Annotated in this window: 12 protein-coding genes and 2 pseudogenes; 3 read left to right on the forward strand and 11 right to left on the reverse strand. The window is 31.1% G+C overall.

The genetic code is table 11. The features are described from left to right. Nucleotides 1-3 precede the first annotated feature (3 nt). Both ACQRC6_RS04510 and ACQRC6_RS04515 read left to right on the forward strand, forming a co-directional pair. Nucleotides 4-2,913 carry a transglycosylase domain-containing protein gene (locus ACQRC6_RS04510; protein ID WP_427847934.1) on the forward strand — a complete coding sequence of 970 codons (2,910 nt, stop codon included), beginning with the start codon at nt 4-6 and terminating at the stop codon, nt 2,911-2,913. Nucleotides 2,914-2,921: 8 nt separating this feature from the next. Next, a complete protein-coding gene (locus ACQRC6_RS04515; RefSeq protein ID WP_427847935.1) occupies nt 2,922-3,101 on the forward strand; it encodes a hypothetical protein in 180 nt (59 codons plus the stop codon). A 329-nt stretch (nt 3,102-3,430) separates the two neighbouring features. Here ACQRC6_RS04515 and ACQRC6_RS04520 read toward each other — a convergent pair whose 3' ends face one another. The 9 genes from ACQRC6_RS04520 to ACQRC6_RS04560 all read right to left on the reverse strand — a co-directional run bounded on the left by ACQRC6_RS04520 (nt 3,431) and on the right by ACQRC6_RS04560 (nt 11,387). Continuing rightward, nucleotides 3,431-3,943 carry a macro domain-containing protein gene (locus tag ACQRC6_RS04520; RefSeq protein ID WP_427847936.1) on the reverse strand — a complete coding sequence of 171 codons (513 nt, stop codon included), beginning with the start codon at nt 3,941-3,943 and terminating at the stop codon, nt 3,431-3,433. 134 nt (nt 3,944-4,077) lie between these two features. Beyond that, complete coding sequence (locus ACQRC6_RS04525; RefSeq protein ID WP_427847937.1) at nt 4,078-5,583, reverse strand: Na+/H+ antiporter NhaC family protein; 1,506 nt, start codon at nt 5,581-5,583, stop codon at nt 4,078-4,080. 17 nt (nt 5,584-5,600) lie between these two features. After that, nucleotides 5,601-6,311 carry a hydrolase gene (locus tag ACQRC6_RS04530; protein ID WP_427847938.1) on the reverse strand — a complete coding sequence of 237 codons (711 nt, stop codon included), beginning with the start codon at nt 6,309-6,311 and terminating at the stop codon, nt 5,601-5,603. Between the two features lie 75 nt (nt 6,312-6,386). Next, nucleotides 6,387-6,629, reverse strand: coding sequence for a DUF1294 domain-containing protein (locus ACQRC6_RS04535; protein WP_427847939.1), 243 nt, complete (start codon nt 6,627-6,629; stop codon nt 6,387-6,389). A gap of 276 nt (nt 6,630-6,905) precedes the next feature. After that, nucleotides 6,906-7,703, reverse strand: a complete 798-nt coding sequence (locus ACQRC6_RS04540) for a putative hydro-lyase (RefSeq protein WP_427847940.1) — start codon at nt 7,701-7,703, stop codon at nt 6,906-6,908. After that, on the reverse strand, nt 7,700-8,644 hold the full coding sequence (locus ACQRC6_RS04545) for a biotin-dependent carboxyltransferase family protein (RefSeq protein ID WP_427847941.1): 945 nt from the start codon (nt 8,642-8,644) through the stop codon (nt 7,700-7,702). Before ACQRC6_RS04545 ends, ACQRC6_RS04540 begins: the two co-directional genes overlap by 4 nt. Beyond that, nucleotides 8,637-9,383, reverse strand: a complete 747-nt coding sequence (gene pxpB, locus ACQRC6_RS04550) for a 5-oxoprolinase subunit PxpB (RefSeq protein ID WP_427847942.1) — start codon at nt 9,381-9,383, stop codon at nt 8,637-8,639. The genes ACQRC6_RS04545 and pxpB overlap by 8 nt, the downstream gene beginning before the upstream one ends. A 14-nt stretch (nt 9,384-9,397) precedes the next feature. Continuing rightward, nucleotides 9,398-10,603 carry an NRAMP family divalent metal transporter gene (locus ACQRC6_RS04555; protein WP_427847943.1) on the reverse strand — a complete coding sequence of 402 codons (1,206 nt, stop codon included), beginning with the start codon at nt 10,601-10,603 and terminating at the stop codon, nt 9,398-9,400. A 10-nt stretch (nt 10,604-10,613) separates the two neighbouring features. Further along, complete coding sequence (locus ACQRC6_RS04560; RefSeq protein WP_293558234.1) at nt 10,614-11,387, reverse strand: LamB/YcsF family protein; 774 nt, start codon at nt 11,385-11,387, stop codon at nt 10,614-10,616. A gap of 224 nt (nt 11,388-11,611) precedes the next feature. Here ACQRC6_RS04560 and ACQRC6_RS04565 point away from each other — a divergent pair. Next, a pseudogene (locus tag ACQRC6_RS04565) lies at nt 11,612-11,740 on the forward strand (helix-turn-helix domain-containing protein); the annotation flags it as partial. Between the two features lie 555 nt (nt 11,741-12,295). Here the strand turns inward: ACQRC6_RS04565 and ACQRC6_RS04570 are convergent. Further along, nucleotides 12,296-12,439: pseudogene (locus ACQRC6_RS04570) on the reverse strand (NAD(P)H-dependent oxidoreductase); the annotation flags it as partial. Between the two features lie 229 nt (nt 12,440-12,668). Next, nucleotides 12,669-13,532: a CPBP family intramembrane glutamic endopeptidase gene (locus tag ACQRC6_RS04575; protein ID WP_427847944.1), complete on the reverse strand. Its 864-nt coding sequence runs from the start codon at nt 13,530-13,532 to the stop codon at nt 12,669-12,671. Nucleotides 13,533-13,574: the final 42 nt, after the last annotated feature.

The raw sequence follows: 13,574 nt of genomic DNA on the forward strand, positions 1-13,574 counted from the left end.
ACTATGAAAAATTTTGCAAGCTTAAAAAATAATTTTAAAAACTTAAATAAAACTCAAAAAATTAAAATTGCACTTTTAATCCTGCTTTTAATTTTTGTTTTAATTATTTCGCTTTTTTCAGCACTTATTATTTCAATAATTTCAAAAACTCCTACCACAGATTTAAATAATTTGAGTTCTTCCTTTAATCAGAGCTCCTATATTTATTCTAAGGATGGAAATTTAATTGAAAAAATTGAATCACTTGAATATAGAACTCTCGTGGATATAGATGACATTCCCGATAATGTAAAAAATGCCTTTGTCGCAATTGAAGACCATAGATTTTATAAACACAAGGGTCTTGACCCAATTGGCATTGCATCTTCTATTGCCGCAAATATAAAATCAAGATCCCTTATGCGCGGTGGATCTACTATTACTCAACAACTAGTTCGTTCTGTCTATCTAACAAATCAAAAAACTCTTGGCAGAAAAATTCAAGAGGCTTATTTGTCTTTAAGAGTGGAAGACGTGCTAGATAAAAATGAAATTTTAGAAGCTTACTTAAACAGAATAAATTTGGGACAAGGTGCCTATGGCATTGAGGCTGCTGCTCAAACTTATTTTTCAAAAGACGCAGTTGACTTAAACATTGCTGAGGCTGCACTACTTGCTGGAATACCAAAGTCCCCGACAAATTATTCTCCCTTTAAATCTGTGCCAGAAGAATATTTAAAGGATGATTTTAAAGTAATTGGCACAAGAGAAATCGACGGAAAAGATCTCTACATGGTGCTAAATGATGATGCCTTTAAAAGGCAAAAAATTGTATTAATGAGAATGCACGATTTAGGTTATATTGACGACAAAGAATATGAACGCGCCAAAAATTATGACATCGTAAGTGCAATTAATCCTCGCAATTTTAAAAATCATACAATGAGTACCTACTCCACTGACTACATAAAAAAAGAGGCTTCAAGGTACTTAGCTGATTTCTACAAGACTACATTGGAAGATGGCGAACATAAACTTTTTACTGGCGGTTACAAAGTCTATTCCACAATTGATGAAAACATCCAAAAGGATTTAGAAGATAAATACGAAAATTTCAAAAACTTTTTGCTGAATAGATCATCAAGCGGCGGCAGTAGAATGTTGAATTTAAGTTTTGACAGTGGAAATAATATTGTTTTTGGTGATGAAATTTTATATTTTGCAAAAAATAATATTTTAGATGAAAAATTTAATTTAATAATTCCAAAATCATCTTACAGCATCTCATCTCATGGTGATTTAAAAATAAAAAGTCTTTATTTTAAAGAATTAGGACAAAAAATCGACATAATCGATGCCTATGTACTGGACAAAAATAAAATTTTAAACACTTATGAAATTGGCGCTCTAAAAATTGAAGAAGGTTCTGGAGAGCTCAAAAATAATTATTTAATTATCGACGGTTCTTACTTAAAGGACTTTCCTGATTTTTATAAAATTGAAAATGACAATTTAATTATTTCAAATAAATATTTTAACTTCAATCCAAATCCTGTAATGCAACCTCAATCTGCAATGATTGTGGTTAACAATAAAAATGGTTTTGTCGAGGGAATAATTGGCGGACTAGATGTTAGAACTAAAAACGCAAAAATTTTAAATCGTGCCACAGAATCTTATAGACAACCTGGCTCTGCCCTTACTCCTTTTAGCGTATATCTCCCAGCTTTAATTGATGGTAAAACTCTTGGCGATGTCTACGATGATGTCCCAACTACCTACGACGGATTGTTTTGGCCACACAATTATTACGATTCCTTTAAGGGTTTGATGACTCTTAGACTTGCAATGGAAAATTCTTCCAATGTTATAGCGGCAAAAGTTTTAGATGAAATTGGAAAAGACAAAGCTATTGATGTATTAAAAAAATTTGAAATTATAAAAGATGATGGCGATGATTATTTTATAAATCACAGTGAAAATAAAAAGAAACACGACGAGAACTTAGAATCCCTTGCTCTTGGAAATATGCAAGTTGGTCTAACACTTTCTGATTTATCAAAAATGTATCAAACAATTTCAAATGACGGAATATACAAAGAAGAAACTGCCATTTTAAAAATAGAAGACCCAAGTGGCAATATAATCATTGACAATAGCAACAAAGAGAAAAGACTTTTTGACGAGAAAGCCTCACATCTTTTAAAGGATGTGTTTATTTCAAATAAAAATAGGGGCAACGCAATTGGCGCTCACGTTGGCTCATCGGAAACTGGTGCATACCTTGGTCAAAACAAAACCAATTCAGATTATTTTGTAAATGGCTTTACAAATAGTCGCACAATTTCCCTTTGGATTGGTGCAGACTCTCCAAAAATTTCTCTTTCATCTGACAAATCTTCTGCAATAGAATTATTTAATAGAATGGCGAAAAATTTAGGCAAGGGAGAAGCTTTTAAGGAAGACCCATCCTATATTGTTACGAGATCTATTTCATCAAAGAGTGGAAAACTTGCGACAAAAATGAGTGATTACGCTGGCGCATCTTATAGAGAAAAATTTATTTCAGGCACGGAGCCAAGAGAACAGGATAATTTATTTAAGAAATATTTAATATGCAAAGACTCAAATAAACTTGCAACACAATTTTGTCCTAGTGAATCAGTGCTATATTCAGTTCGCTTTGAAAGAGAAGAACCTTATGATGCAAAGGCTCATTATGGAATTTACCCAGATGATTACATGACTGTTCCAAAAGAACACTGCGATGTCCACACTAGAGAATGGTACAATGAATTTGGAGAAGATGAAAGCAATTCGTCAAATAAAAAAGATAAGGACAAAAAAACTTCTTCAAATATAAAATCGAAAAAAATAACTAAAGAAAAAAATAAAAAGTCTACAAATAAAATAAAGAGAAGCAAGAAAAAATAGGAGAAAATATGAAAAATTTATCAAGTTTAATAAAATTAATAGTTTTTATAAAATTAATAAAGCCAAAGAGAAAAAAGAGAAGAAAGCTAAAATTAATGCCACTCTTAAACCCAAAGAGAGCAGGAAAAGTTGCCTACCATGCAGGCAAAATACGAATGAGAAACGAAATAAAAAGATTACTCTACTAAAATAAAAAGATAGCTTGTCAATTGACAGGCTATCTTTTATTTTGCCTTTAACTTTAAATTCTTATCCATAGCTAATTATTAAATATGCTAATGAAAATATAATTTTTATGTATCTATAAAATGTTCCTACCCAAGACTTTATAAAAACAAATAGGTCAAAAATATAGAATCTATATTAATTTTAAAAATTTTTTAATTAGCATCTCAAGCAATTAACAAAAACAAATATCATATAATTTGATTTAACAAAAACTCCATTACTCCCAATCTACATATTTCATACATAAAATAAATTTATTATTTCTTATAAAGAGTAAAAACTTATTAATTTATTTTTCTAGCCACTCTTTGTTTTTCTTTTTTAAAACTTTTAACACATTGTCATTGAGTACTGAAATAGAAACGTCTAAATCATGATTTTTCAAAAAATCCCTTATTGTAAATACTGCGACTTCTGCTGCTTCATCTAGCGGATATCCATAAATCCCTGATGACAAAAGTGGAAATGCCACACTCTCTAAATTTTTTTCCACAGCAAGTTCAAGTGCAGATTTGTACGCAGCTTCAAGAATTTTCCTTTCATTTTGGTTTCCATCAAAATAAATTGGCCCAACAGTATGTATAATATACTTCGCCTTTAAATTATAACCCTTAGTTATTACAGATTCGCCAGGATTTATAGGAGCAAGTTTATTGCATTCTTTTTCTAATTCTTCGTCCTTTGCATTTGCAAAAATTTGACCACATACTCCGCCGCCCCTTTTAAGTTCTTTATTTGCTGCATTTACTATTGCGTCAACTTCGTAATCTAAAATATTTTTCTTTTCAATTTGAAAGCTCATATTGCACCCCTTATATTTCTTATTTTAAATATATACCACATTACAGAATTCTTAAAGGATAAAATAAAAATTTTTTACAAAAATTAAACCTTATAAAATTAAAAAAAGACTAACCTCTCAGTTAGCCTTAAAAATTAATTTTCATTTTTTAAATATTTTTTTATCGTCATCTTTCTTAATACAAATACAATCACAGCAAGAATTAAAATTCCTATTGGAAGTGTAAGTGTTGGCTTTCCTATTATTCCTGATATTAAAAAGGCAAGTGCTGAGGATACACCAACGCTAATTGCATAAGGTAATTGACTCGAAACATGGGCGATGTGATCGCAACCTGCTCCCGCTGAAGACAAAATTGTTGTATCTGATATTGGTGAACAGTGATCTCCAAATACTGAACCGGAGAAAATTGCCGCAAGTACAATTGTCAAATAGTGCATATGATTTGTGTGCATCAAAATTGGCACCATTATTGGAATTAAAATCCCAAAAGTTCCCCAAGCCGTTCCTGTTGAAAATGATAAAAATGCTCCAACTACAAAAATTATTGCCGGTAAAAGCCACATTGGCATAGTTGAGTTAGAAATAAGTGATGCTATATAAGATCCAGTGTTTAAAAATTCATCACTTGTGATTCCACCAATAGTCCAAGCAAGAGAGAGAATTACAATTGCAGAAACCATTGTCTTCATTCCATCTACTATTCCCTTCATAAATTCTTCAAACTTCAAAAGTTTTCTTGGGATAAATAGTAAAAAGGAAACTACTATTGCAAAAAAAGCTCCTATTACAAGGGATAAATTTACATTTGCATCTCCAAAAGCAGCTGCTGCTCCTACTCCATCAGTGAAAAATCCGCCAGTCTTTAACATCATCATTACAGTTACAAAAATCAAAACCAAAATTGGAACCACAAGATCATAAACTTTTCCATTTTTTGAATACTTATATCCAACATCTTCGTTTTCAACAAGCCTTGATGTGTCGTTAAGTTCATATTTTTCCATTACTCCAATTTCTATATCAGATGTACAGAAATATAAAATTAAAAGTAATGTAAGTATGGGATACACATTCATAGGAATTGTGCTAAGAAATACGCTCATGGGATTTTTTACTCCAGTGTCCCCTATTACTGCGACAACAGATGCTGCCCAAGATGAAACTGGTGCTAGTATACATACTGGCGCTGCAGTTGAATCAATAATATGTGCAAGTTTTGCCCTTGACACCTTATTTTCATCGACAATTGGTTTCATTACTGCACCAACTGTTAGGCAGTTAAAATAATCATCGATAAAAATTAAAATTCCAAGAAAAGATGTCGCAAGCTTTGCCATTTTCTTGCTCTTAATTTTTTTACTAGCCCACTTACCATAGGCAAAAGATCCTCCCGCCATGTTCATTACCATTACAAGTGACCCAAGCATAGCTAAAAAGACTAGCATAAGGGCATTATCTCCCAGCTTTTTTCCCATTAAATCAAAAACTGTTTCTAAGGCGGCAATAATATTCCCACCAGTGTAGATAAGTCCTCCAGATAAAATTCCAATTAATAAAGAAGTAATTACTTCTTTAGTTATAAGCGCCAAAGCAATGGCAACTATTGGAGGAACTATCGATAAAATTCCAAATTCCATTTTTTCTCCTTTATTTTTTATTTCTCCTTCTCTTTCATGTTAAGTCTATATTTTTCCATGACTTCTGAGAAAATTTCAGCACTTGATGCAGGTGTGTACGTTATTGCATTTGCACCTGCGTCTATAGTTTCAAGAATATGCTCATCAGTGTGCCCACCTGTTGCAATAATTGGAAATTCATCTCCAACTATATGTCTTGTATATTTTACTAGTTCTGCAGTCTTTTTGCCACCTGCAATATTTAAAATTCTAGCCCCTGCATCTACTTTTCCCTCAATATCATCGTATTCAGTAATAACAGTTGCTATGACAGCAATGTCTAGCGCCCTTGAAATTACCTTTATATTATCATTGGTCATAGGTGCATTAACTACTACTCCAGCTGCTCCCATAAGTTCTGCCTGCAATCCAATATTTACTACTCTTAATCCAGATGTTGTTCCGCCGCCTATACCAACAAATACTGGAACTGATGCAACTTCCATTATAGCTGATACTATTTTAAGTTGTGGAGTAAAAGGATACACAGACATAATTGCTTGTGCATTATTGTTAACAATAATAGGGATATCATTAGTAAACAGGAGCGATTTTATTCTCTTTCCCATAAAATTTATTCCACTAGCCCTATAAGTTACTTCAGGAACAGATACTTGCCTTCTCCTAAGTTCTGTCTCAATACTTGGAACAAATTTCTTTTTTCTTTCAGAATTATCAAAATTTTCCATAATGCCTCCTCAATATAATTTTTTGTATTACATTTATTTAATAAGAAATTGCTTATAAAGTCAATTCAAATTTTATTAATTTATTAAATAAACAGTTAAAAGTATTCCAATAATGTTTGCCAGATAAAATTTTGTCTTGTGAGTTTTGTGATGAAAAATTTCCATCCCAAGAAAACCTCCAACTCCTGCAAAAATTGAAAAAATTAGCAAAACTTTTTCTCTAATTCTCCACAAATTATTTTTCGCCTTGAACTTATCCACTCCATAGAGAATAAAATTAATAATATTTAAAATAATTATTAAACAATTATTTTTCAATTTTACCATCCCTTTATAAATTATTTGAGAATTATACCATAAAAAGATTTATTTGTCGCAATTTTAGGCTTTCCTTTTAATTTTTCTGTTTTTAATTTCAAACACTTTATTAAAGTCTTATTGCCTGTTTTTAAAAGGTAAACTTTATTTTCCTACTTAATTGATAATATTTCATTGGCTAGTTTCTTATCTATTAATTAAAATATAAGAGTCCCTTCAAATCTTATTTCATTTGCATCAATAAAAAATCTGCCAAGTTTCCTTGACAGAAAATTTTTAAAATACTGAAACATAAGAATCCTTTTTATCTAAAATTAGCATATGACCTGGAGCGTGAGTAATCATAATTTCCGGTTTAGATGCCATTGCAACTGCTTGAGGTGTTACTCCACAAGCCCAAAATACTGGCACTTCTCCTTCTTTAATTTCGCTTTTTTCGCCAAAATCTGGTTTATTAATATCTTTTATTCCAATAATAGATGGATCTCCAATGTGAATAGGTGCACCATGCGTTGCTGGGAATCTTGCTGTAACAGTTGTGGCTCTAACAATATCTTTGTAAGGAATTGGTCTCATAGATACAACTGTGTTTCCGTGAAAGATCCCTGCAGGCACAGTAGCAATGTTTGTAATATACATTGGAACATTATGCTCGTCTTCTATATGTCTTACAGGTACATCTGCTTCTAGCATAGCCTTTTCAAAAGAGAAGGAACATCCAATTACAAAGGTTACGAAATCATCTCGCCACAAATCTTTTAAGTTCCTTACTTCCTTGAAGTATTCTCCGTCTTTATATATTCTATATCTTGGGACATCAGTCCTAATGTCCGCCCCATCAGCCATAATTTTTGTAATAGGACTTCCTTCATCTAATACTTCAAGGATTGGACATGGCTTAGGATTTCTCTGTGCAAAAAGCAAAAAGTCATAGGCATACTTTTTTGGGAGTATTGCAAGATTAGCTTGCAGATATCCTTCACTCATCCCTGAAGTTGGAAGATCAACTTTGCCCTTTCTAATGAGTTCTCTTACATCCCTTGGATGCATCTTTGCAAGTTCACTTAATTTCATATTATTGATTCCTTTTTTATTACATCAAATTTATTTTTGTAATCTACTGTTAATTTTTGAGCTTCTTCAATTGTAACTTGTTGGAAAAGAACTTTATCCAAAAAAGTCATTTGTGCAAGCTTGTGAAGATCTGGTGTAATTACATTTCCAATTTTTGTATAGCCACCAGTGGTTTGTCTGTCCGCTAAAAGTATAATTGGTTGCCCATTTGCTGGCACTTGAATTGAACCAAAAGTTGTTCCGTCAGAAATAATATCTGCACTTTCTTTATGTTCAATTTCTTCTCCTTTTAGTCTAATTCCCATTCTGTCAAAATCTTTGGTAACTTGATATCCCCCTGATCTAAATAAATCGTGAATGCCCTTTTCAGTGAAATAATCATCTTGAGGTCCAAGTACAACTCTTAAAATATTGCAGTGAGAAAACTTTGGAAGATACTTTTCAGGAATTCTTCTCATAGTTTTTTCCTTAGACTTTTTAATATTAAGTTGATCCTTAGGTTTTAAAGCTCTCCCATTTATTCCACCCATTTTTGTTTTTGTATGAGTTGATTTTGAGCCGTTTACAATGGGTACATCAATTGAACCACCAAAGGCAATGTAAGATCTTATTCCTTCATCAACTTTTCCAAATTGAAGAATTTCTCCTGCTTTAACTTTTATAGTTTCAAACATAGGGACAGCCTTGCCATTTATCTTTGGATTCATATTAGAACCTGTTATTGCAATTGTCAGTTCTTCATTAAATTTCAAAGTTGGTCCAAAATAAGTCATTTCAAGCACAGCTTCATCAAGTTTATTTCCAACTAATATATTTGAAAGTTTATAGTTATAATCATCCATGGCACCTGATGTAGTAATGCCAAGTTCTTGATAGCCATACCTACCACTATCTTGAATTGTCGTGAGAATTCCACCATTTATTACATCAATACTACTCATGAAGATCACCTCTCTTTACTTTCTCAATGGAAATTTTATAAGAATCATTTTTAACTTCTTCTCCTATTTTGTCATATTCTTCTTTAGTAATAGGTATATATCTAATATAATCACCTGCTTGAATAAACACTGGGGGCTCTTTAGTGTCATCATAAAGTTTAAGTGGTGTTCTTCCTATTAATTGCCATCCTCCAGGTGATTCTAATGGATACATTCCAGTTTGATTTGCCGCAATACCTACTGAACCTGGCTCGATTTTAAGTCTTGGACTCTTTAGTCTTGGAGTGGCAATTCTTTCATCAAGTCCACCTAGATATGTGAAACCTGGCATAAAGCCCATCATATAAACCAAATAATCCTTTCCAGAATGAATTTTTATTACTTCATCTACGCTAAGATTTGCATTTTCAGCTACAAACTCAATATCTGGTCCATACTCTTTGCCATAAAGAGTTGGTATTTCAATAAGTCTAACTTCATCACTTTTGTTGTCTTTGTTTGACTTGCTAAGTCCCTTTAAAATCTCAACCATTTCGCTATAAGAAATTTTTACAGGATCATAATTAATTAAAATGGATCTATAAGTTGGCAAAATGTCTAAAATACCATCTATTTTTTTCTCTTTTAAATTTTCAACAACTGCGGAAATCTTTGCATTGATTTCTTTTTCAATTGTATTGCCAAATTCCATGACAATAGCAGAATCGCCAGCTGTTAAAAACTTTATTTTATCATACATTTTTTACTCCTAACTTATCCTAATAACTTACCAATATTTGCTATTACAGTTTGAATTCCCATAAATGCAGTTACTGCAACTACAATCCATCCAAGTATAAAAAGTATATTTGAATGTACATAATCTCCAACGATTTTTTTATTTTTAGATGCAAATAAAATTACTGCAAGAGTTATTGGAAGAATAAAGCCATTAAGTGTTCCAACTACTACCAATAGAGTTTGAGGTTGTCCTATAAAGATAAACATAATTGTAGACAATACTATAAAGGCAATTGTAACCATATTTTCATGATCAGCTACAAATTTAAATAATGTCTTTAAAAATGATACTGATGTATAAGCTGCACCTACTACTGAAGTGAAGGCTGCTGCTGCAAATACGAAACCAAAAATTTTGTATCCTACTACACCAGAAGCCGCTAAGAAAGATGATGCTGCAATATTATCAGGGTCAATTTGTACTCCTTGCATTTTTGTAACTCCAAGAATTGCTAAGAATAGTAAAACTCTTACAATTAATGCAACGCCAATTCCTAATGAAGCAGATTTTGTTACTTGAGAAAGATTTTCTTCACCAGTGATTCCTGCATCAATGAGTCTGTGTCCACCAGAGAATATAATATATCCGCCAACAGTTCCGCCTATTAGTGTAAGAGTTGGAGAAATAATACTATTAAATCCACCTGCAGGTTTAATAGCTGATTTTGCAGCTTCTGCAACTGGTGGTTGCGTCTTAATTGCTACATAGGCAATTAATATAATCATAAGTGCACCAAGAATTTGTGTAACTCTATCCATAATTGAACTTGCAGATTTAGAAGAGAAAAGTATAATTCCAATTACTCCACCAATTGCTGCTCCAATTTTTACGTCAATTCCAAAAATTACATTAAGTCCAAGTCCTGCTCCGCCAATATTGCCAATGTTAAATGCCAAACCACCAAGAGCAACTAAAAATGCAATTACATATCCAAGCCCTGGTAGTACATTATTTGCAATGTCTTGACCTCTCATTTTTGAAACTGCTATAACTCTCCATACATTAAGTTGTGCAATGTATGAAAAAATAATTGAAATTAGAATTACAGCTGCAAAGTCTGCTCCAATCTTTGTAGTAAAAGTAGCAGTTTGTGTCATAAATCCAGGTCCAATGGCAGATGTTGCCATTAAAAAGGCTGCCCCTAAGAGAACAGATAAATTGTTTTTGTTTTTTTCCATATATTTCCCCTTATTTTAAGAAACTAGATAGAGATTTAATCTCAATACCTTCAGCTTTTAGTCCTTCTCTAATATTTTTTACAAATTCAAGAGCTTCTGGATTGTCGCCGTGAACGCAAATTGAATCTGCAACTATGTCTATTTCCTTTCCATTAGCAGTTATAACTTTATTTTCTTTAATCATTTTTACAACTCTTGGAATTGCATCCTTAGGATTTTTAACAAAAGCACCTGGAAGTGATCTGTTTACCAAAGTTCCGTCTTCGTTATATCCTCTATCAGCAAAAACTTCTTGAGCTACTCTAAGTCCTCTTCTCTTGCCTTCTTTAGCTATGTAAGACCCGCTTAATACCATAAGGATTAAATCTTTATCATATTCTTCAACAGCATCTAAAACTGCATTTGCTAGTTTTTCATCGTTACAAGCAGTATTATAAAATGCTCCGTGAAGTTTCATGTGTTGAAGTTTTTTGCCATGTGCCTTTGCAAAAGCAGCAAGTGCTCCAACTTGATAAAGCATATATGCTCTAGCTTCTTCTGGCTTAACATCCATTTTTCTTCTGCCAAATCCCATTAAATCAGGGTAACCTGGATGAGCTCCAATTTCCACTCCATTTTCTGCAGCTGCCTTGCAAGTTGCATCCATAATTAGTGGATCGCCAGCGTGATATCCACAAGCGCAGTTAATACTAGTTACATACTTGACAATTTCTGAGTCCATACCTAATTTATAGGCACCAAAGGATTCACCAATGTCGCTGTTTAAATCTACAAAGTATTGCATAAATTTCCTCCTTTTACTAAATAAATAGTAGCAATAACTTAATATAATTATAATAAAAGGCAGCATAATATGCAAACATTATCAAAACTACTTTAAGTCATCTTTATTAGTATTTTTGTATAGATAACTTATCATAACAAGTGCAACATAAAATAAACTCATAGCTAAAGAGCTGTGTTAATATGTAAGTGACCAAACAAAACATATTAAATGAGCAATTAACTATGAGCTATAACCATCTTACCATAGAAGAAAGATCTTGTATTTATCAATTTTTAAATTTAGGAATGAGCATAAGAAAAATTGCAGAGGCACTAAGAAGATCTCCAAGCACAATTTCAAGAGAATACAAAGAAATTCTTCAAAAATTGAAGGTCCAAGAGGAGAATATTCAAAGTATTTTCCAATAAAGGCAAATGAAAAGTATCTTGATAGAAGAAAAGGGAAATTTAAAAGACCTGCAGAAAAAAGAAGAAAATTTAACAATAAAGGTAGAACTATCCAAAAAAGACCTAAAGTAATATACAAAAGAGAAGATTTAGGCTGTAAAACATATTTTTGTAATCCTTACTGTGCATGGCAAAAAGGTACAAATGAAAATAGCAACGGACTTTTAAGATAATTTTATTCTAAAGGTATGGATTTGGCAGAAGTAAATATAGGTGATTTAAATTATAACTTAAATTTAATGAATAATAGACCAAGAAAACGTATAAAATATAAAACGCCTAAAGAAGAACTATTTAGTTTCTTACCATAGGTGTTACTGATTTGACAATTTGTCTATAAATATAGTTATCTAAATTTTTAATTCCCAATGATGTTTGTACTGATTTTAAATACTCTGATACTTCTTGACCTCCTGTTTCAGATGTAGAAGTTATAGTAAATCCTAATTTTCCACCTAATTATAACCTGTGGCAATATAATACACATCGATCTATTAAATTTTTCATTAAACCTGAAACAGACAAAACATAAACTGGTGAGTACAATATTATTATATCTGCTGATTTTAATGTATTTTTTATAAATGATAAATCATCTACTGAATCTAATGGGCATAATCCTGTGTTAAAACACGAACCACATCCAAGACAAAACCGTGTGTTTAAATTCTTTTAATCTAAAAATTCATATGTATAATTAAAGCCTAATATTTTTACTATGTTTGAAATTACTTGTGCTACAATTGATTGATCGTAATTACTTCCAATTACACAAGCTATATGCATAGTTACTCCTTTATATTAATAAACTAATTGTAAATACTTTTTGTATTTAAATAAAAAATCTAAAAAACAGTACCATATTAAGTGGAAAAGTTTTTATAAGTTCAGGTAAATATTTAATCTGTTGCAATATCTTTTTTAGAAGTTCTTTTTCTTTTTGTCTAAAAGAATAAATATAATTACCTTTTAGTAGCAATTGTACAAGCATTAAAACAACTCCTAATAATAAACTTATAAATCCAGTAGTGTTATTTAATCCGTCTAATTCTACATTGGTTGCCATAAAAATATTCTGTAAAAATACTACAATTCTTAATGATAATGTTGAGTTCAAAAAATAGTGAATTATGACTGTATATGTAATGTTTTCTGTCATTATGTAAACAATTCCTAATACTATTCCAAATAAAAAACCTGATTTATATTTTCCATAATGAAAGAATCCAAAAACTATTGCCATAAATAATATTCCATAGTCATCACAAACATCCATTAACTTACCTTGAATTATGTATCTAAAAATATATTCCTCAAATAAAACAGCTAATATCATTGTTATATTAATGTATAGATCAATAAATCTACTAACATTTAAATCCTTATAAGCATTTAAATTTGTTGTTAAAATAATAATCCCTTGATAAATAAAAACATATTTGAAAAATAATATTAATTCTTTAATTTTTATCTTTTTCATTCCTTTGATCAAATCTTTAAAAAAATCTGCAACATGAATGCCAAATAAACAACTAAATCCAATAAATATAGAAATAGGATTTAGAAGTGACCTAAGTACTAAAAAAGAATCAGAAACTTCTTTAAACTTAATTGATGCTAGAAAAATAAATATTATAAACGAAACTATCATTGCCATTCCAATTTTTTCTAAAATTTTCTTCTCTTCTGCTTTCATTGGACTCCTCAATTATTTAATAAATTTTTTTATTATTTAAAT

It is taken from the genome of Peptoniphilus sp. SGI.035 (assembly GCF_050315115.1).
Taxonomy (GTDB): domain Bacteria; phylum Bacillota; class Clostridia; order Tissierellales; family Peptoniphilaceae; genus Peptoniphilus_A.